Annotated in this window: 14 protein-coding genes and 1 pseudogene; 3 read left to right on the forward strand and 12 right to left on the reverse strand. The window is 70.8% G+C overall.

The features are described from left to right. The first annotated feature begins 92 nt into the window (after window positions 1–92). Entirely contained in the window at window positions 93–926 is an 834-nt protein-coding gene (locus RV983_RS11825; RefSeq protein WP_475985754.1) for an MOSC domain-containing protein, read from the forward strand. A 61-nt stretch (window positions 927–987) separates the two neighbouring features. Here RV983_RS11825 and RV983_RS11830 read toward each other — a convergent pair whose 3' ends face one another. From RV983_RS11830 to RV983_RS11865, 8 genes and pseudogenes are all read right to left on the reverse strand, one after another. Beyond that, complete coding sequence (locus tag RV983_RS11830; protein ID WP_475985755.1) at window positions 988–1,494, reverse strand: hypothetical protein; 507 nt, start codon at window positions 1,492–1,494, stop codon at window positions 988–990. 180 nt (window positions 1,495–1,674) lie between these two features. Continuing rightward, window positions 1,675–2,010 (reverse strand): hypothetical protein, encoded by a 336-nt coding sequence (locus tag RV983_RS11835; protein WP_475985756.1) that lies wholly within the window; start codon window positions 2,008–2,010, stop codon window positions 1,675–1,677. Between the two features lie 429 nt (window positions 2,011–2,439). After that, on the reverse strand, window positions 2,440–4,041 hold the full coding sequence (gene cimA / locus RV983_RS11840; RefSeq protein ID WP_475985757.1) for a citramalate synthase: 1,602 nt from the start codon (window positions 4,039–4,041) through the stop codon (window positions 2,440–2,442). A 460-nt stretch (window positions 4,042–4,501) separates the two neighbouring features. Then, window positions 4,502–4,746 (reverse strand): annotated as a pseudogene (locus tag RV983_RS11845) (agmatine deiminase family protein); the annotation flags it as partial. A 179-nt stretch (window positions 4,747–4,925) separates the two neighbouring features. After that, window positions 4,926–6,014 (reverse strand): branched-chain amino acid aminotransferase, encoded by a 1,089-nt coding sequence (locus tag RV983_RS11850; protein ID WP_475985758.1) that lies wholly within the window; start codon window positions 6,012–6,014, stop codon window positions 4,926–4,928. A gap of 207 nt (window positions 6,015–6,221) precedes the next feature. Further along, entirely contained in the window at window positions 6,222–7,259 is a 1,038-nt protein-coding gene (locus RV983_RS11855; protein ID WP_475985759.1) for a 3-isopropylmalate dehydrogenase, read from the reverse strand. A 586-nt stretch (window positions 7,260–7,845) separates the two neighbouring features. Then, window positions 7,846–9,486, reverse strand: coding sequence for an L-glutamate gamma-semialdehyde dehydrogenase (pruA, locus tag RV983_RS11860; protein ID WP_475985760.1), 1,641 nt, complete (start codon window positions 9,484–9,486; stop codon window positions 7,846–7,848). A gap of 37 nt (window positions 9,487–9,523) precedes the next feature. Beyond that, the gene (locus RV983_RS11865; protein ID WP_475985761.1) at window positions 9,524–10,453 is read right to left on the reverse strand and encodes a proline dehydrogenase family protein; all 930 of its coding nucleotides are present in this window, start codon (window positions 10,451–10,453) and stop codon (window positions 9,524–9,526) included. 125 nt (window positions 10,454–10,578) lie between these two features. On the opposite strand from RV983_RS11865, the gene RV983_RS11870 reads away from it, so the two are divergent. Continuing rightward, window positions 10,579–11,784 (forward strand): PucR family transcriptional regulator, encoded by a 1,206-nt coding sequence (locus RV983_RS11870; protein WP_475985762.1) that lies wholly within the window; start codon window positions 10,579–10,581, stop codon window positions 11,782–11,784. Window positions 11,785–11,917: 133 nt separating this feature from the next. Further along, complete coding sequence (locus tag RV983_RS11875) at window positions 11,918–13,228, forward strand: glycosyltransferase 87 family protein (protein ID WP_475985763.1); 1,311 nt, start codon at window positions 11,918–11,920, stop codon at window positions 13,226–13,228. Here RV983_RS11875 and serA read toward each other — a convergent pair. From serA to RV983_RS11895, 4 genes are all read right to left on the reverse strand, one after another. Beyond that, window positions 13,212–14,801: a phosphoglycerate dehydrogenase gene (serA, locus tag RV983_RS11880; protein WP_475985764.1), complete on the reverse strand. Its 1,590-nt coding sequence runs from the start codon at window positions 14,799–14,801 to the stop codon at window positions 13,212–13,214. The two genes, RV983_RS11875 and serA, sit on opposite strands and share 17 nt — an antisense overlap. Window positions 14,802–15,050: 249 nt before the next feature. Beyond that, the gene (ilvC, locus tag RV983_RS11885; protein ID WP_475985765.1) at window positions 15,051–16,049 is read right to left on the reverse strand and encodes a ketol-acid reductoisomerase; all 999 of its coding nucleotides are present in this window, start codon (window positions 16,047–16,049) and stop codon (window positions 15,051–15,053) included. Between the two features lie 75 nt (window positions 16,050–16,124). Further along, window positions 16,125–16,652, reverse strand: coding sequence for an acetolactate synthase small subunit (gene ilvN / locus RV983_RS11890; RefSeq protein WP_475985766.1), 528 nt, complete (start codon window positions 16,650–16,652; stop codon window positions 16,125–16,127). Between the two features lie 39 nt (window positions 16,653–16,691). Then, the gene (locus RV983_RS11895) at window positions 16,692–18,569 is read right to left on the reverse strand and encodes an acetolactate synthase large subunit (protein WP_475985767.1); all 1,878 of its coding nucleotides are present in this window, start codon (window positions 18,567–18,569) and stop codon (window positions 16,692–16,694) included. Window positions 18,570–18,766 lie beyond the last annotated feature (197 nt).

An 18,766-nucleotide genomic window follows, 5' to 3' on the forward strand; every position in this document is an offset into this window, starting at 1 on the left:
CCGGTGCGCCGTACGGATGACGGCGCGGACCGCCCGCCGGGTTCGAGGACGTGGTCGAATGGGTTTCCACCGATCCGGGAGGGACACGACCGATGGCCGCCGTGACCGTGCACAGCCTCACCCATTACCCCGTGAAGGGCTGTGCGGGCGTGCCCGTCAGCCGTGCCGAGGTGACCGCGACCGGCCTGGCCCATGACCGGTTGTTCATGGTGGTGGACGCCGCCGACGGCACCTTCCGCAGCCAGCGCAAACTGCCGCGGATGGCCGTGGTGCGGGCCGAGGTGACCGACGACGGCAAGCACCTGGCGCTGTCGGCGCCCGGCGCCGGGGAGGTGCGGGTGGAGGTGGCGCACGAGGGGGCGCTGCGCGAGGTGAGCATGTTCGACCGGCCGCTGGGAGCGGCCGTCGATCAGGGCGAGGAGGCCGCCCGCTGGTTCTCGGACGCCCTGGGACAGCCCTCGCGGCTGGTGCGGGTGCGGCCGGGCTTCGACCGGGACGGCTGGGGCGAGCACCCCGGCAAGGTCGGCTTCGCGGACGCGCACGCCCTTTCCGTCGCCTCGCTGGCCTCGCTGGACGACCTCAACCGGCGCATCCGGGAGCGTGGCGGGGAGCCGGTGCCCGTCGACCGCTTCCGCGCCAACATCGTGGTCGCCGGCTGGTCCGCGCCGCACACCGAGGACCGGGTCCGCCGCATGACCGCCGGCGCCGCGGTGCTGGGCTATTCCGCCCGCGCGGTGCGCTGCTCGGTACCGATGGTGGACCAGGCCACCGGGCGCACGGCCGGGCCCGAGCCGGTGCGCACCCTGGCGGACTACCGCCGGGAACCGGAGTACGGGAACAAGGTGAGCTTCGCGATGAAGGCGGCCGTGCTGCGGCCGGGCGTCGTGGCGGTCGGCGACCCGATCGAGGTCGAGGCATGGGAGTGAGCACGGCCCGGCGGCGCACACCTCGCGCCGCCGGGCCGGGTCGACCGTACCCGTGTCGAGGTCAGCAGCCCCCGCAGTTGTAGTAGAGAACGTCCCAGTGGCTGCCCTCGTCGGCGTAGATGTTGCCCGAGCCCGACTTGTACTGGGGCGCGCCGTCACCGCGCAGGCCGATGTAACCGAACGAGCCGTGGATGTAGTTGGTGACGCAGGTGTTCTTGCCGTAGTCCAGCTTGTAGCCGTTCCAGTGCGAGTACGTGCCACTCGCGTGCCCCGTCTCGGTCCCGCCGGTGATGTTCAGGGCGCAGCCGGTCGCGTGCTTGAGCGTCACGGCGCCTTGCGCGGTGGCCTGGTTCAGCTGGTCGAACGACGTGCAGGTGGCGTTGTTGCGGTTGGAGCAGCCGCCGGACGACGACCAAGTGATCCCGGCGGACCGGAACATCGCCGTGGCCTGGGCGTGCGTCAGCTTCGTGACGGCGTACGCGTCGTGCGAAGCGGCGAGCCCGACGCCGGGCGCGAAGAGGACGCCGAGCGCGAGGACGAGCGCGCTCAGGACGTAGCGGAACTTCATGGGGGAACCCTCCTGCTGATGACCGTGCACCTGTGGGGCGGCTGTGCAGGTGGAGCAGGAGGAGTGTTCCCGCGTTCTACGCGCGTATGCGCGGGAGTTGAACGCGGCCGGCCTCACGCGGAAGGCCCCGCACAGCGTGCGGCGGGGCCTTCGCGGGCCGACCGGCCGGGCATCCGCCCGTTACGGGAGGTCGCAGATCTGCGTCCATCCGTTGTTGTATCCGTTGCGGTAGCCCGACTGGTAGTCCTGCCCGGGCTCCCTCGGGTTGAAGTTGAACCCGAACTGCTGGCACGATCCGGGGGCACCCCTCTGGGCATCCGCGAGTCCGTCCCTGCTCCCCTGCTGGAAGCCACGCTGAGTGGCGGTCAGCGCGGGCGCGACCTTGTCGTGCGAGGCCGTCGCCGCCGCGCCCACGTGCGTGGGGGCGGCCGAGGCCTGTGACATCACGGCCGGCGAGAACGCCAGAGCCGCGGCTGCTGCGAGCGGGCTGACCAGGAGTGCGATGGTTCGCTTCACGCGCATTTCGTATCTTCTTCCTTCGAGACCGGGAACGCGCAGACGGTGCCTCGACCTGGCCAGGCGCACGAAACATGCCGTGGTGGGCCAGGGAGCGTAAACTGCTGTGCGATGCGATGGGCACCGTCAAGCCGGCGGATTCCGGCTTCCGCCGCCGCTTGACTACGGCTTGTAAGGTCCGCAACGGCGGCGTCCGTATTTCGACGGTATCCACCCATGGGGGAAATGTCCACCTTTGGGCTAACGCACCTGATTGATGGGTCAACCGCCCCAACATCCTTTGCCGTAAAGGTGGATGCCTGCGGCAATCAATACGCGACACGTTGTGCCACAGGCATTTCTGACGGCCCATGGGAAATGGCATGGAAAAGCGGACGCGGGTCCGGGCCCGCGTCCGCATTCCCTTGCCGTGGTCCCCGGCCCGCGCGCTCAGTCCCGCCGCGGCTCGACCCCGGCGCGCAGCAGCCCGTACGCGTAGGCGTCGTCCAGCGCCTGCCAGGAGGCCGCGATGACGTTCTCGCCGACGCCGACCGTGGACCATTCGGACGTGCCGTCGGAGGTGGAGATGAGCACGCGCGTCGTGGACTCGGTGCCGTGCTTGCCCTCCAGGATGCGGACCTTGTAGTCGACCAGTTCCAGCTTGGCCAACTGCGGGTACGTGCGCTCCAGCGCGACACGCAGCGCCCGGTCCAGGGCGTTGACCGGGCCGTTGCCCTCCGCGGTGCCGACCATGCGCTGGCCGTCCGCCCAGACCTTGACGGTCGCCTCATTGGCGTGGATGCCGTCGGGCCGGTCCTCCACGATCGCGCGCCATGACTCGACGCGGAAGTAGCGCAGCGGCCGGCCCTCGATCTCCTCGCGCAGCAGGAGTTCGAACGAGGCGTCGGCCGCCTCGTAGGTGTAGCCCGCGAGTTCGCGCTCCTTGACCCGTCCGACGACCCGTCCGATCAGCTCGCGGTCGCCGCCGAGGTCGACGCCGAGCTCCTTGCCCTTGAGTTCGACGGAGGCGCGGCCCGCCATGTCGGACACCAGCATCCGCATGGTGTTGCCGACCAGTTCGGGATCGATGTGCTGGTAGAGGTCGGGGTCGACCTTGATGGCGGAGGCGTGCAGCCCCGCCTTGTGGGCGAACGCGGAGACTCCCACGTACGGCTGATGCGTGGAGGGCGTGAGATTGACGACCTCGGCGATCGCGTGCGAGATCCGGGTCATGTCGGCGAGCGCGCCCTCGGGCAGCACGGTGCGGCCGTACTTGAGTTCCAGCGCCGCGACGACGGGGAAGAGGTTGGCGTTGCCGACGCGCTCGCCGTAGCCGTTGGCGGTGCACTGCACGTGCGTGGCGCCCGCGTCGACCGCGGCGAGGCTGTTGGCGACCGCGCACCCGGTGTCGTCCTGGGCGTGGATGCCCAGGCGGGCGCCGGTGTCGGCGAGGACGGTGCGGACCACGGCGGTCACCTGCGCGGGCAGCATCCCGCCGTTGGTGTCGCACAGGACGACGACGTCGGCGCCCGCCTCGTGCGCGGCGCGGACGACCGCCTTGGCGTAGACCGGGTTGGCCTTGTAGCCGTCGAAGAAGTGCTCGCAGTCGACGAAGACCCGGCGGCCCTGGGAGCGCAGGTGGGAGACGGTGTCGCGGACCATCTCCAGGTTCTCCTCGAGCGTGGTGCGCAGCGCCAGCTCGACATGGCGGTCGTGCGCCTTGGCGACCAGCGTGATGACCGGGGCCCCGGACTCCAGCAGCGCCTTGACCTGCGGGTCCTCGGCGGCGTTGCCTCCAGGGCGGCGGGTGGCGCCGAAGGCGACCAGTTGTGCGTGGTGCAGATCGAGCTCGGTGGCGGCCCGGGCGAAGAACTCGGTGTCGCGCGGGTTGGCGCCGGGCCAGCCGCCCTCGATGAATCCCACCCCGAAGTCGTCCAGGTGCCGGGCGATCGTCAGCTTGTCGGCGACGGTGAGGTTGATGCCCTCGCGCTGCGCTCCGTCGCGCAGCGTGGTGTCGAAGACGTGGAAGCTGTCGTCCAGTACGGCCGTCATGGTCTGATCCAACTCCTGTCGGGTGAGTGGTTCCGGAAAACCGGGTTCCACTTGCCCCCAATTTCCCTCGCGCTGATTCGCGCCCGGCACGGGTGGGCCGGGAAACGAAAAAACCTCTCGCGGGTGCGAGAGGTCTGCGCGCGGGTCTGGGACACGGTGATCGCTTCCGCCGAGGTCTGCGGTGAGCGGTCACTGAGGACCGGCGCGCCTGCTGCCAATAATCATGACGAACGAGGGCACGCTCGCAGTCTGCCACACCCCCGCCGACGGGTGGGACACGGTCTCACTATGCGGGCGAGAGGGCCTCGTCCAGGAACTCCTAGACGTGCCCGAGCGCCTGTTCGCGGTCCATGCCCAGGAGCCCGATGACCAGCGGCACCCCGAAACCGTCCGGAAGAGCGCGCAGCCGCACGGTCGTCCGCTCGGGGTCCGCCGGCCGGAAGTCGCCGCGGGAGATGCCCTCGGCGAGCAGGGCGCCGATCCCGGCGTTGTGCTCCCAGGACGCCCACTCCTGGGCGCCCCAGCCGTTGAACGTCCAGTCTGCGGCGGCCAGTCCGCGCCCGCCGGTGAGGAAGGTGGGGCCGATGTCGCGCATCCAGGCGTCGTCCAGCGGCGCTTCGGCGACCGTGACGGCGGTGCCCAGCAGTTCCCCGGCCCCGGCCGGGGAACTGCTGGGCGGGCCACGACGGTCACCGGCTCGAAGCGGGCGTGGAAGCACGCGGGCGCCCTGGCTTCCACAGCACTCCGGCACCTGTTGAACGGCACTCCAAGAACCCGGCGGTATCCGCGTACTCGGGACAACGCGAAGCGGCCGCACCCGGTCCCGGAGGGAACTCCGGGACCGGGTGCGGCCGCTTCGGACGTCGGGCGACCCGCAGGGCGGGTCAGCCACCGAGCGGGTGCATCCAGCCGTGCACGTCCGGGGACTGCCCGGTCTGGATGTCCAGCAGGGCCTTGCGCAGCTTCATCGTCACCTCGCCGGACTTCCCGTCCGCGACGGACCAGTCGGCCCGCGTGGACTTCACGGAACCGACGGGCGTGATGACCGCCGCGGTGCCGCAGGCGAAGACCTCCGTCAGGGAGCCGTCTGCGTTGCCGTTCTTCCAGTCGTCGACGGAGATGCGGCCCTCGGCGACCTCGTAGCCCAGGTCCCCGGCGATGCGCAGGAGCGAGGCGCGGGTGATGCCGGGCAGCAGGGAGCCGGTCAGCTCGGGGGTGACGATCCTGTCCCCGTACACGAAGTACAGGTTCATGCCGCCCATCTCCTCGATCCAGCGGCGCTCGATCGCGTCCAGCCAGACGACCTGGTCGCAGCCGTGCTCGATGGCCTGCGCCTGGGCGACCAGGGACGCGGCGTAGTTGCCGCCGGCCTTGGCCGCGCCCGTGCCGCCGGGTGCGGCGCGCACGTACTCCTCGGAGAGCCAGACCGAGACCGGCTTGACGCCGCCGGGGAAGTAGGCGCCGGCCGGGGAGGCGATGACCATGAAGAGGTACTCGTTGGCGGGCCGCACGCCCAGGCCCACCTCGGTGGCGAACATGAAGGGCCGCAGGTAGAGCGACTGCTCGCCGGTGCTCGGCACCCAGTCCCTGTCTTGGGCGACCAGGGCGTCACACGCGGCGATGAAGGTCTCGACCGGGAGCTCGGGCATGGCCAGACGGCGGGCGGAGGCCTGGAAGCGCTCGGCGTTCGCCTCGGGGCGGAAGGTGGCGACCGAGCCGTCCGGCTGGCGGTAGGCCTTCAGGCCCTCGAAGATCGTCTGCGCGTAGTGCAGCGTCATGTTGGCCGGATCGATGGACAGCGGCGCGTACGGCACGAGCTCCGCGTCGTGCCAGCCCCGGCCCTCGGTCCACCGGATCGTCACCATGTGGTCGGTGAAATGGCGGCCGAACCCGGGGTCGGTGAGGATCGCCTCGCGCTGCGCGTGCGGCAGCGGATGCGAGGAGGGCTTGAGCTCGATCGTGGGGATCGTCATAGATGAAGTCCTTCGCGTCTGGTCATGGCGGACCGCACCCGCAGTCCTCCAAGGTCCCAGGACATCCGAGTTTCCCCTCGCACAGCGGCCCCACCGCCGATTATCGCAGCGGTGGGGCCGTGGACATACACGTGCGGCCCGAGAGGTCTTGGTCAGTCGTGATCGTGCGCTGACCGTCCGGGCCGACTGAGGGGGCTGACCCGGCGGTCAGCCGGCTACTCGCGCGGCCAGCGTGTCGCCGATCTCACTGGTACTGCGCGTACCGGAGCGCTCCGCGAGGTCCGCGGCGACCGCGGTCTCGATGCGCTCGGCCTCGGCGTCGTAGCCGAGGTGCTGGAGCAGCAGGGCGACGGAGAGGACCGTCGCGGTCGGATCGGCCTTGCCCTGGCCGGCGATGTCCGGGGCGGAGCCGTGCACCGGCTCGAACATCGACGGGAAGTCGCCGCCCGGGTTGATGTTCCCGCTGGCGGCGAGGCCGATGCCGCCGGTCACGGCCGCGGCGAGGTCGGTGAGGATGTCACCGAAGAGGTTGTCGGTGACGATCACGTCGAAGCGCTCGGGCTGGGTGACGAAGAAGATCGTCGCCGCGTCCACGTGCAGGTAGTCGGTGGTGACCTCGGGGTACTCCTCACCGACCCGGTCGAAGATGTTCTTCCACAGGTGGCCGGCGTGCACGAGGACGTTGTTCTTGTGCACCAGCGTCAGCTTCCTGCGCGGACGGGCCTGGGCGCGGGCGTAGGCGTCCCGGACCACCCGCTCGATGCCGAACGCGGTGTTGAGGCTGACCTCGGTGGCCACCTCGTGCGGCGTCCCGGTGCGCAGGGAGCCGCCGTTTCCGACGTACGGGCCCTCGGTGCCCTCGCGGACCACGACGAAGTCGATCCGCGGGTCACCCGCCAGCGGTCCCCTGACGCCCGGGTAGAGCTTGGAGGGACGGAGGTTGACGTGGTGGTCGAAGGCGAACCGCAGCTTCAGCAGCAGCCCGCGCTCCAGCACGCCGGAGGGGACGGAGGGGTCGCCGACCGCGCCCAGCAGGATCGCGTCGTGGCCCTTCAGCTGCTCCAGCTCCGCGTCGGGCAGGGTCTCGCCCGTCTCGTGCCAGCGCTTGGCGCCGAGGAGGTACTCCTTGGTCTCCAGCTTCACGTCCTGCGGGAGGACGGCGGACAGGACCTTGAGGCCCTCGGCCACGACTTCCTGGCCGATGCCGTCACCGGGAATCACTGCGAGGCTGATGCTGCGAGACATGCCGGTCACCTTACTCGGCCGTCCACTGGATGACACACGCTGTCCGGATGATGGGCACCCCGACCGCCCGGTCGGGCGGCGTCCGTACGGATGACGGGACGCCGCCGGACGGGCACGACGAGCGGGGCGCGCGAGTGGATCACTTCACCATCGCGCACACGGCCAGGTAGGCGAGGCGGCGCAGGCGTCGGAGGGGGTGGGGCACGGTGGCGGTCATCGCTGCTCGTGTCCCGTCGATCCGCCGTTGTCGCGCCGGTCGAGGGCGCGCTGCAGGGCTTCGGCGGCGTTCTTGCGGGCGGTCTCGTCCATGGTGAACATCTCCCGGGTCAGAAAGAGGAGGGTTGCGTCGCCATAGAACGGGGCGGGGAGCGGCGCTGCAGGGGGTGACCTGCCAGAGGCGCGCGGCTCACGTCCGCCGGTCGCTGGTGGAGCGAGACGTTCGGCTTCTACCAAGCTAGGACAGCACGGCTCGTCTGTCTCCACAATTACTCGGACTTCCTACTATCTGAGACGGCGAAGGCCCGGCATCCCCCGATCGGGGGATGCCGGGCCCTGCCCCTTGCGGGCTCTACCGGGCGGCCGGAGCTCAGCCCATGTGCGGGTAGCGGTAGTCGGTCGGCGGCACGAGTGCCTCCTTGATCGACCGGGTCGACGTCCAGCGCATCAGGTTCTGCGCGGCGCCCGCCTTGTCGTTGGTGCCGGAGGCGCGGCCGCCGCCGAAGGGCTGCTGGCCGACGACGGCGCCGGTGGACTTGTCGTTGATGTAGAAGTTGCCGGCCGCGAAGCGCAGCTTGGCCATCACGTCGGCGACGGCAGCGCGGTCACGGGCGACGACCGAGCCGGTCAGCGCGTAGGAGGCGACCGATTCCATCTGGGTGAGCATCGCCTCGAAGGCCCCGTCCTCGGCGTCGTCGTAGACGTGGACGCCCAGGACCGGGCCGAAGTACTCCTCGCGGAAGATCTCGTTCTCCGGGTCGGAGGAGGCCAGCACGGTCGGCCGGACGAACCAGCCGACGCTGTCGTCGTAGGTGCCGCCGGCGACGATCTCGACCGACGGGTCGGCCTTGGCGCGGTCGATGGCCGCCTTGTTCTTGGCGAAGGCACGGTCGTCGATGACGGCGCCGATGAAGTTGGTCAGGTCGCTGACGTCGCCCATGGTGAGGCCGTCGACCTCGGCCGCGAACTCCTCCTTGAAGCCGTTCTCCCACAGCGAGCGCGGGATGTAGGCACGCGAGCTGGCGGAGCACTTCTGGCCCTGGTACTCGAAGGAGCCGCGGGTCAGCGCGGTCTTGAGGACGGCCGGGTCCGCGGACGGGTGCGCGACGACGAAGTCCTTGCCGCCCGTCTCGCCGACGATCCGCGGGTAGCTGCGGTACTTCTCGATGTTGGTGCCGACCGTCTTCCACAGGTGCTGGAAGGTACGGGTCGAGCCGGTGAAGTGGATGCCGGCCAGGTCGGGGTGGACCAGCGCCACCTCGGAGACGGCGATGCCGTCGCCGGTGACCAGGTTGATCACGCCCTTGGGCAGCCCGGCCTCCTCCAGCAGCGCCATCAGCAGCACGGCGGAGTGCGTCTGGGTCGGAGAGGGCTTCCACACCACGACGTTGCCCATGAGCGCGGGCGCGGTCGGCAGGTTGCCGGCGATGGCGGTGAAGTTGAACGGGGTGATCGCGTAGACGAAGCCCTCGAGCGGGCGGTGGTCGAGGCGGTTCCACACACCGGGCGAGTTGGTCACCGGCTGCTCGGCCAGGATCTGCCGGGCGAAGTGCACGTTGAAGCGCCAGAAGTCGACGAGCTCGCAGGGGCTGTCGATCTCGGCCTGCTGCGCGGTCTTGGACTGGCCGAGCATCGTGGAGGCGGCGATCGTCTCGCGCCAGGGGCCGGCCAGCAGGTCGGCGGCGCGCAGGATGATCGCGGCGCGGTCGTCGAAGGACATCGCGCGCCAGGCCGGGGCGGCGGCGAGGGCGGCCTCGACCGCGTCGCGCGCGTCGTCCTGGGTGGCGTTGGCGTAGGTGCCGAGACGGGCCCCGTGGTTGTGCGGCTGGACGACGTCGAAGCGCTCGCCGCCGCCCATCCGCTTCACGCCGCCGATGGTCATGGGCAGCTCGACCGGGTTCCCGGCCAGCTCCTTCAGCTTCGCCTCCAGGCGGGCCCGCTCCGGGCTCCCCGGGGCGTAGGAGTGCACCGGCTCGTTCACCGGGGCGGGGACCTGGGTCACGGCGTCCATGAAAGACATCTCCTTGTGTCCTTGGGGGGTCGGGAAGTCAGCGGGTGGGGAGGAAGGACCGCAGGAAGAAGGCCAGGTTCGCCGGCCGCTCAGCGAGCCGGCGCATGAAGTACCCGTACCAGTCTGCGCCGTACGGGACGTAAATGCGCATGCGCTCGCCGTCCTCCGCCAGCCGCCGCTGCTCGGCGGTGCGAATGCCGTAGAGCATCTGGAACTCGTAGGAGCCCTGCTTGCGGCCGGCCCGGTGGGCCAGCTCCTGGGCGATCGCGATCAGCCGCGGGTCGTGGGAACCGACCATCGGGTAGCCGTCGCCCGCCATGAGGATCTTCAGGCAGCGCACGTAGGCCCGGTCGACCTCGGTCTTGTCCTGGAGGGCGACGGAGGCGGGCTCCTTGTACGCGCCCTTGACCAGGCGGACCCGGGAGCCGGCGACGGCCAGGCGGCGGGCGTCCTCCTCGGTGCGGAAGAGGTAGGACTGCAGCACCGCGCCCGTACCCGGGTGGCTCTCGCGCAGGTCGGCGAGGATCGCCAGCGTGGAGTCGACCGTGGTGTGGTCCTCCATGTCGAGCGTGACGGTGGTGCCGATCTCGCTCGCCAGCTCGGCGACCGGGCGGACGTTCTCCAGGGCGATCTCGTGACCGCCGACCGGCAGCGCCTGGCCGAAGGCGGAGAGCTTGACGGAGACCTCGGCGCGGGTGCCGGCGCCCTCCGGGCGCAGCGCCTCCAGCAGCCGCAGGTACGCGTCCCGGGTCGCCACGGCCGTCGCCTTGTCGGTGACGTCCTCGCCCAGGTGGTCGAGGGTGACCTCCAGGCCGGACGAGGTCAGCGACCGCACGGTCTCCATCGCGGGAGCCAGCTCGTCGCCCGCGATGAAGCGGTTGACCACCGGACGGGTGATCGGCGCGCCCGCGACGACGCGGCGCATACGGTCGCTGCGCGAGGCGGCGAGCAGTACGGGACCCAGCACGGTCTCCTCCTGGTGCAAGGGCTGCCCAGGGGACAGGCAGCGTCGTCCGTGAAATCTAGGGTCCGCCTACCCCGGTCGCCATCGACACCTGTCACGCGTGGCAACGGCATCCCTCATACAGATGTATGAGGGAGAATGACGGCGTGCGCGGTGACTACCAGGAGCTGGTCGACGAGGTGTCGGCGCTCCTCGGCGCCCCCGCGACCCTGGAGGACCGGGACTTCCGGCTGATCGCCTTCGGCGCGCACGACAGCGAGGACGACGCGGTGATGGACCCCGTCCGCACCCGTTCCATCCTGACCCGGCGCTCCACGGCCGAGGTCCGCGCCTGGTTCGAACGGTTCGGCATCGCACGCGCCACCGGCCCCGTCCATATCCCCGCGGGGACCGACGCCGGGGTCTTCCGGCCTCGCCTGTGCCTGCCGGCGCGGCACGGCGGCGTCGTTCACGGCTATGTGTGGCTGCTGGACAGCGCCGGGCACACCGCCGGGCGACTGGCCGCGGCCATGGAGGTGGCCGCCCGGATCGGCGCGCTGCTGGCCGACGAGTCCCGGGTCGGCGCCGACGCCGGCCGCGCCCTGGCCGCCCTCCTCACCGCCCGTCCCGGCCGCGGCCGGGACGGCGCCCGCGAGGAGTTGCGGGCGGCCCTGGGTCCCGACGCGGAGGAGGTGCACGCGCTGGTGTGCGTACTGCCGTGGGGGGCCGACGCCGCGGGCGAGGCCGGTGCCGAGGCTCCGGGACCGCGGACGGTGCCGGGGGCGGCGGCCTTGTGCGTACTCCCTCCGGGCGACATCGAGGGCTTCCCGCTGCCCGGGCTCGCGGCGCTCGTACGACTGAGGTCGGCATCGGTCCCGGCCCCCGCGGTGAGCGCGGCCGGCCGGCTGCTGGAGGGCAACGGCACCAGGCAGGCGGCGCCGGCCGCGCGGGCCGGGGTCAGCGCGCCCCGCCAGGGGCTGGACGCGCTGACCGGCGCCTGGCACGAGGCCGTGGCCGCCGCCCGGGCCGCCCGGGCCCAGCCACGGCTCGGCCCGGTCGCCGAATGGGGCGCGATCGGCCCGTACCGGACGCTCGCCACCTTGCCGTCCGGCGCGGTCGACCCGGCCGTACGGCCGCTGCTGGAACCCGCGCACGCCGAACTCGCGCGCACCGCGGAGGTGTTCCTCGACTGCGCGGGGCAGGCCGGGCGCACCGCCGGTGAGCTGCGGATCCACCGGCAGACCCTGTACTACCGGCTGACGCGCGTCGAACGGCTCACCGGACTGGATCTGGACGACGGCGAGGACCGGCTGCTGCTCCACATGGCACTCAAGGCCGCCCGCCTCTGCGACTGACCGGACTGTTGCCGACCGAAGGGGGCACAAGTAACGTGGCGCGGGGCCTCGGGGGGTTTGATCAACGCGCGTGGGACGCGGGCAGCTCCCGCGCCCGGCGCGGCGGACGGCGGGACAAGGGGATCGGGAACCGGTGACTCACTCCACGGAGGCGTTCGGGCGCGAGCGCACGGCCCAGCTGGGCACGCCCGCGAAGGGCTCCGCCGCCTGGCCGCGACCGGACCGCCGACTGGTGCTCTCCCTGCTGCTCCTGGCGCTGTCACTGACGGCCTTCACCGCCTTGTGCCTGTCGATGCCCGTGCCGATGGCCGACATGCAGGTCTACCGGGCCGAGGGCGCGGCCGTCGTGAACGGCACGGACCTGTACGGCTTCACTGTCACCGAGTGGGACCTGCCGGCGACCTACCCGCCCTTCGCCGCGATGCTCTTCGTCCCGGCGACCTGGCTGCCGATCCCACTGCTCAAGCTCGTCTTCATGGCCGGCAACCTGGCGCTGCTCGGCCTGCTCGCCCACCTGTCGTGCCAGTCCGCCGGCCGGCCGCGGTCGCGCAGTTCGCGCTGGACCGTGGTGGTGCTGGCGATGGCCCTCGGGCTGTGGCTGGAACCGGTGTTCCAGACCATGCTGTACGGCCAGATCAACCTGCTGCTCGCGGTGCTGGTGCTGTGGGACCTCAGCCGGCCGGACGGCGCCCGGGGCAAGGGCATCGCCATCGGCATCGCGGCCGGCATCAAGCTCACCCCGGCGATCTTCGCCCTCTATCTGCTGCTGACCGGCCGCCGCAAGGAGGCGGTCGTGGCGGGGGCGAGCTTCGCCGGCACGGCGCTGCTCGGCGCGCTGGCGCTGCCCGGCGCGACCGTCGACTACTGGACCCGCTGCATCTTCGACACCAGCCGGATCGGCAAGGTCTGGATCGTCGACAACCAGTCGTTGCAGGGGCTGGTGGCACGCACCCTGCACACCCCGCACCCGGGGATGGTCTGGGCGGCGGCGGCGTTCGCCGTGGCCTGCGCGGGGATGGCGCTGTCGGTGTGGCTGGGGCGGCGGGGCAACGAGGCCTGGGGCGTGGTGTGCTGCGCGGTGACGGCCCTGCTGATCACGCCGATCAGCTGGTCCCACCACTGGGTGTGGTGCGTGCCGCTGCTGATCCTGCTGGCCGCGGACGCGCCGCGCTGGGTGCTGCGGGTGACCGCCGTGGTGTTCCTCGCCCGCAGCCTGTGGCTCGTGCCGAAGGCCGGCGACCTCGATCTGCACCTGGCGTGGTGGCTGCAGCCGTTCGCGTCCCCGTACCCGGTGCTGGGGCTGCTGCTCCTGGCCGCGGTGGCCGTGCGCTTCCGGCCCTCCTCCCCCGGCGCGGCGGCCGCGACGCGGCAGGGGCGGCCGTCCCGGATCTCCCGGATCGGCCGCCCCCAGCGCAGCGGGACCGGGATCAGTTCTCGAGATTGACCGCGCGGGCCGAGGTGGCGCCGATCTCCGCGGCGATGTCGGCCAGCACCGGCGCCGGGATGGCGGTGTCGACCGTCAGCGCCACCAGCGCCTCGCCACCGGCCTGGTCGCGGGCCACCTGCATGCCGGCGATGTTGACGCCGCCGTCGCCCAGGACGCGGCCGATGGTGCCCACGACACCGGGCCGGTCGGTGTAGCGGAGGAAGGCCATGTGGTCGGCGAGGACCAGGTCCACGTCGTCGTCGCCGACGGCCACGATCTTCTGGATGTGCCTGGGCCCGGCGAGCGTGCCGGAGACCGAGACCTCGGTGCCGTCGGACAGGGTGCCGCGGACGGTGACCAGGTTGCGGTGGTCCGGGGACTCGCTGCTCGTGGTCAGGCGCACCTCGACACCGCGCTCCTGCGCGAAGAGCGGGGCGTTGACGTAGGACACCGTCTCGTCGACGACGTCCTCGAAGACGCCCTTGAGGGCGGACAGCTCCAGCACCTTCACGTCGTGCTGAGTGATCTCGCCGCGCACCTCGACGTCCAGGCGCACCGCGACCTCGCCGGCGAGCGCGGTGAAGATGCGGCCCAGCTTCTCGGCGAGCGGCAGGCCCGGACGGACGTCCTCGGCGATGACGCCGCCCTGGACGTTGACCGCGTCCGGCACGAGCTCGCCGGCCAGGGCCAGGCGCACCGAGCGGGCGACGGAGATGCCGGCCTTCTCCTGCGCCTCGTCGGTCGAGGCGCCCAGGTGCGGGGTGGCCACCACGTTGTCGAACTGGAAGAGCGGCGAGTCGGTGCACGGCTCCTTGGCGTACACATCCAGGCCCGCGCCGCCGACCCGGCCCTCCTTGAGCGCCGCGAACAGCGCCTCCTCGTCCACGATCCCGCCGCGCGCGGCGTTGACGATGCGGACGTGCGGCTTGACCTTGCGCAGTGCCTCGTCCCCGATCAGGCCGACCGTCTCAGGGGTCTTGGGCAGGTGCACCGTGATGAAGTCGGAGACCTCCAGCAGCTCGTCGAGGCTGAGGATCTTCACGCCCATCTGGGCGGCGCGCGCCGGCTGGATGTAGGGGTCGTAAGCGACGATCTTCATACCGAAGGCCGACATGCGCTGCGCGACCAGCGCGCCGATACGGCCGAGGCCGACGACGCCGAGGGTCTTCTCGGCCAGCTCGACACCCGTGTACTTGTTGCGCTTCCACTCGCCCTGCTTGAGCGCGGCATTGGCCGGGGCGATGTTGCGCGCGACGGAGATGAGCAGGCCGCAGGCGAGCTCGGCGGCGGTCACGATGTTGGAGGTCGGCGCGTTGACGACCATGACGCCGGCCTTCGTGGCGGCGGAGACGTCGACGTTGTCCAGGCCGACGCCCGCGCGGGCGACGACCTTGAGCTTGGGAGCGGCGGCTACGGCCTCGGCGTCGACCTTCGTGGCGCTGCGGATCAGGATGGCGTCGGCATCGGCGATCGCGCTCAACAGCTCGGCTCGGTCCGCGCCGTTGCAGTGCCGGATCTCGAAGTCCGGCCCCAGGGCCTCGACGGTGGCGGGAGAGAGCTCTTCGGCGATGAGTACGACGGGGTTGCTCACGTGAGTCCTCACTAGTCCCTGGCCGGCGGCCGCGTCCCGACGGCCGAAGGCGGTGGAGGGGAGATGGCATGCCGCGTGGAGACGCACGACGCTGTGAGCCTGACGCGCTTGTTAAGGGAGTGTATCGGCGGCCGGCCGCGTATCCTGCGCCATCCCGGAAGGATCACCCGCACGAGGGTGTACGACCTGGCCAGAACGGACGGTCCCGGGGGCGCGGCGCCTCCGGGACCGTACAAACCGCGGGAGGCATTACGCCTCTTCGTCCACCCAGCTCATGAGCTTGCGCAGCTTCTTGCCGGTGGTCTCCAGCAGGTGGTTCTCGTCGGCCTTCTTGTACTCGTTGTACTTCGGCAGGCCGGCGTTGTACTCGGCGATCCAGTTGTTGGCGAAGGAGCCGTCCTGGATCTCGCCGAGGATCTTCTTCATCTCCGCCTTGGTGGCGTCCGTGATGATGCGGGGGCCGGTGACGTAGTCGCCCCACTCCGCGGTCTCGGAGATGGACCAGCGCATCTTCTCCAGGCCGCCCTCGTACATGAGGTCCACGATGAGCTTGAGCTCGTGCAGGCACTCGAAGTACGCGATCTCCGGCTGGTAGCCGGCCTCGGTCAGGGTCTCGAAACCGGCCTTGACCAGAGCGGTGGTACCACCGCAGAGGATCGCCTGCTCGCCGAACAGGTCGGTCTCGGTCTCCTCGGTGAACGTCGTCTTGATGACGCCCGCGCGGGTGCCGCCGATCGCCTTGGCGTAGGACAGCGTGAGCGCGAAGCCGTTCCCGGTCGCGTCCTGCTCGACGGCCGCGATACAGGGAACGCCGCGACCCTCCTCGTACTGACGGCGCACCAGGTGGCCCGGCCCCTTGGGGGCGACCATGCACACGTCGACACCGGCCGGCGGCTTGATGAAGCCGTAGCGGATGTTCAGGCCGTGGCCGAAGAACAGCGCGTCGCCGTCCTTCAGGTTGTCCTTGATGGACTCCTCGTACACCTTGGCCTGGATCGGGTCCGGGACCAGGATCATGATGACGTCGGCCTCGGCTGCGGCCTCGGCCGGGGTGACCACACGCAGGCCCTGCTCCTCGGCCTTGGCCTTCGACTTCGAGCCCTCGTGCAGACCGACGCGCACGTCGACCCCCGAGTCGCGCAGCGACAGCGCGTGGGCGTGGCCCTGGCTTCCGTAGCCGATGACCGCGACCTTGCGGCCCTGGATGATGGACAGGTCGGCGTCGTCGTCGTAGAACAGCTCGGCCACTTGGGGTCTCTCCTTGGTTCTGGCGGGTTGCCCACACAGTACGTCCGTGGGCTGCGAACTAGTCTTGCGGTCTCGCTATGCGGTCCGGTCGAGGGCGCGCAGGGAGCGGTCGGTGATCGAACGGGCGCCGCGGCCGATCGCGATCGTTCCGGACTGGACGAGCTCCTTGATGCCGAAGGGCTCCAGCATCTTGAGCATGGCCTCCAGCTTGTCGGCACCGCCGGTGGCCTCGATGGTGACGGCCTCCGGGGAGACGTCGACGGTCTTGGCCCGGAACAGCTGCACGATCTCGACGATCTGGGAGCGCGACTCGTTGTCGGCGCGCACCTTCACCAGGACGAGTTCGCGCTGGACGGCGGAACCGGCCTCCAGCTCGACGATCTTCAGCACGTTGACGAGCTTGTTGAGCTGCTTGGTGACCTGCTCCAGCGGAAGGTCCTCGATCACGTTCACCACGATGGTGATGCGGGAGATGTCGGCGTGCTCGGTGGTGCCGACGGCGAGGGAGTCGATGTTGAAGCCGCGGCGGGAGAACAGGGCGGTGATCCGGGCGAGGACACCGGGCTTGTTCTCCACCAGGACGGAGAGCGTGTGCTTGGACATGTGTCGGTCTTCTCTCGGTCTCTCGGTCTCTGTCGGTCCTCAGTCGTCCACCGCGTCGGCGAAGTCCGGACGGACGTCGCGGGCGGCCATGATCTCGTCGTTGGAGGTGCCGGCGGCGACCATCGGCCACACCATGGCGTCCTCGTGGACGATGAAGTCGACGACCACGGGACGGTCGTTGATGGCGTTGGCCTTCTCGATGATCTCGTCGAGATCGGCGGGGTCCTCGCAGCGCAGGCCGACGCAGCCCATGGCCTCGGCCAGCTTCACGAAGTCCGGGACACGGGTGCCGCCCCGCGGGCTCGTGCTCGCCCCCGTGTGGGAGCCGCTGCCGGCGTTGGTCTCGCCGCCGTGCAGGACGGTGTTGGAGTAGCGCTCGTTGTAGAAGAGCGACTGCCACTGGCGGACCATGCCGAGGGCGCCGTTGTTGATGATGGCGACCTTGATCGGGATGTTGTTCAGCGCGCAGGTGGTCAGTTCCTGATTGGTCATCTGGAAGCAGCCGTCGCCGTCGATCGCCCACACGGTGGACCCGGGCATCCCGGCCTTCGCGCCCATCGCGGCGGGCACCGCGTAGCCCATGGTCCCGGCGCCGCCGGAGTTGAACCAGGAGTTCGGGCGCTCGAAGGAGATGAACTGCGAGGACCACATCTGGTGCTGGCCGACGCCGGCGGCGAAGAGGCTGCCCTCCGGGGCCAGCTCGCCGATGCGCTGGATGACCTGCTGCGGGGACAGGCTGCCGTCGGCGGGCAGGTCGTAGCCGAGCGGGTAGGTGTCGCGCAGACCGTTGAGCAGCTTCCACCACTCGGTGTAGTCGCCCCGGTGGCCGGCGTCGTGGTCTGCCTGGACGGCGACGATCAGGTCGGCGAGGACCTCGCGGGCGTCACCGACGATGGGCACGTCGGCGACCCGGTTCTTGGAGATCTCGGCCGGGTCGATGTCGGCGTGGACGATCTTGGCGTACGGGGCGAAGGAGTCCAGCTTGCCGGTGACCCGGTCGTCGAAGCGGGCGCCGAGGGCGACGATCAGATCGGCCTTCTGCAGCGCGGCCACGGCCGAGACCGAGCCGTGCATGCCGGGCATGCCGACGTGCTGGGCGTGGCTGTCGGGGAAGGCGCCGAGCGCCATCAGCGTGGTGGTCACCGGGGCGCCGGTCAGCTCGGCCAGGATCCGCAGCTCGGCCGTGGCGCGGGCCTTCAGGACGCCGCCTCCGACGTACAGCACGGGGCGCCGGGCCTCGTTGATCAGCCGGGCGGCCTCGCGGATCTGCTTGGCGTGCGGCTTGGTCACCGGGCGGTAGCCGGGCAGGTCGGTGACCGGCGGCCACGAGAAGGTGGTCTGCGTCTGGAGGGCGTCCTTGGCGATGTCGACCAGGACCGGTCCGGGGCGGCCGGTGGAGGCGATGAGGAAGGCCTCGGCGATGGTCCGCGGGATCTCGGCGGCATCGGTGACCAGGAAGTTGTGCTTGGTGATCGGCATGGTGATGCCGCAGATGTCCGCTTCCTGGAAGGCGTCGGTGCCGATCGCCTTGGACGCGACCTGGCCGGTGATCGCGACCATGGCGACGGAGTCCATGTGCGCGTCGGCGATCGGGGTGACGAGGTTCGTGGCCCCGGGACCGGAGGTGGCCATGCAGACGCCGACCTTGCCGGTGGCCTGCGCGTAGCCGGTGGCGGCGTGGCCGGCGCCCTGCTCGTGACGGACCAGGACGTGGCGCACCTTGGTCGAGTCCATCAGCGGGTCGTACGCCGGAAGGATCGCGCCACCCGGGATGCCGAACACCGTGTCGGCGCCGACCGCCTCCAGCGAGCGGATGAGGGACTGGGCGCCCGTGACGCGCTCGGCGGTGACGGGCTGCGGCGCGGCGCCGCGGGCCCGCGGCTGCGGGTGGTGGGCCCCGGTGGCCTGCTCGGTCATCTGCTTCTCATCTCTCAGAAGTTTGAGGGTGGAGAGGGTGGTATGTCTGAATCCCAGGCAACAAAAAACCCCTCGTGCCCAGGGGCAAGCGAGGGGAGCGCGTCGGTGCTTCCACGAGGCGGGATGTGGCCCCGGGTCAGCCGACGCGCTTTCCAAGTACGAGAATTCGGGTGCGCATGGCACTGACCTTCCTCCTG

It is taken from the genome of Streptomyces sp. RLA123 (genome assembly GCF_056270165.1).

Excerpts from the sequence above, each read along its gene's own strand:
- RV983_RS11825 (WP_475985754.1), top strand. The coding sequence starts at position 93 with ATGGCCGCCGTGACCGTGCACAGCCTCACCCATTACCCCGTGAAGGGC.
- RV983_RS11830 (WP_475985755.1), bottom strand. The coding sequence starts at position 1,494 with ATGAAGTTCCGCTACGTCCTGAGCGCGCTCGTCCTCGCGCTCGGCGTC.
- cimA (WP_475985757.1), bottom strand. The coding sequence starts at position 4,041 with ATGACGGCCGTACTGGACGACAGCTTCCACGTCTTCGACACCACGCTG.
- RV983_RS11850 (WP_475985758.1), bottom strand. The coding sequence starts at position 6,014 with ATGACGATCCCCACGATCGAGCTCAAGCCCTCCTCGCATCCGCTGCCG.
- RV983_RS11855 (WP_475985759.1), bottom strand. The coding sequence starts at position 7,259 with ATGTCTCGCAGCATCAGCCTCGCAGTGATTCCCGGTGACGGCATCGGC.
- pruA (WP_475985760.1), bottom strand. The coding sequence starts at position 9,486 with ATGGACGCCGTGACCCAGGTCCCCGCCCCGGTGAACGAGCCGGTGCAC.
- RV983_RS11870 (WP_475985762.1), top strand. The coding sequence starts at position 10,579 with ATGAGGGAGAATGACGGCGTGCGCGGTGACTACCAGGAGCTGGTCGAC.
- ilvN (WP_475985766.1), bottom strand. The coding sequence starts at position 16,652 with ATGTCCAAGCACACGCTCTCCGTCCTGGTGGAGAACAAGCCCGGTGTC.
- RV983_RS11895 (WP_475985767.1), bottom strand. The coding sequence starts at position 18,569 with ATGACCGAGCAGGCCACCGGGGCCCACCACCCGCAGCCGCGGGCCCGC.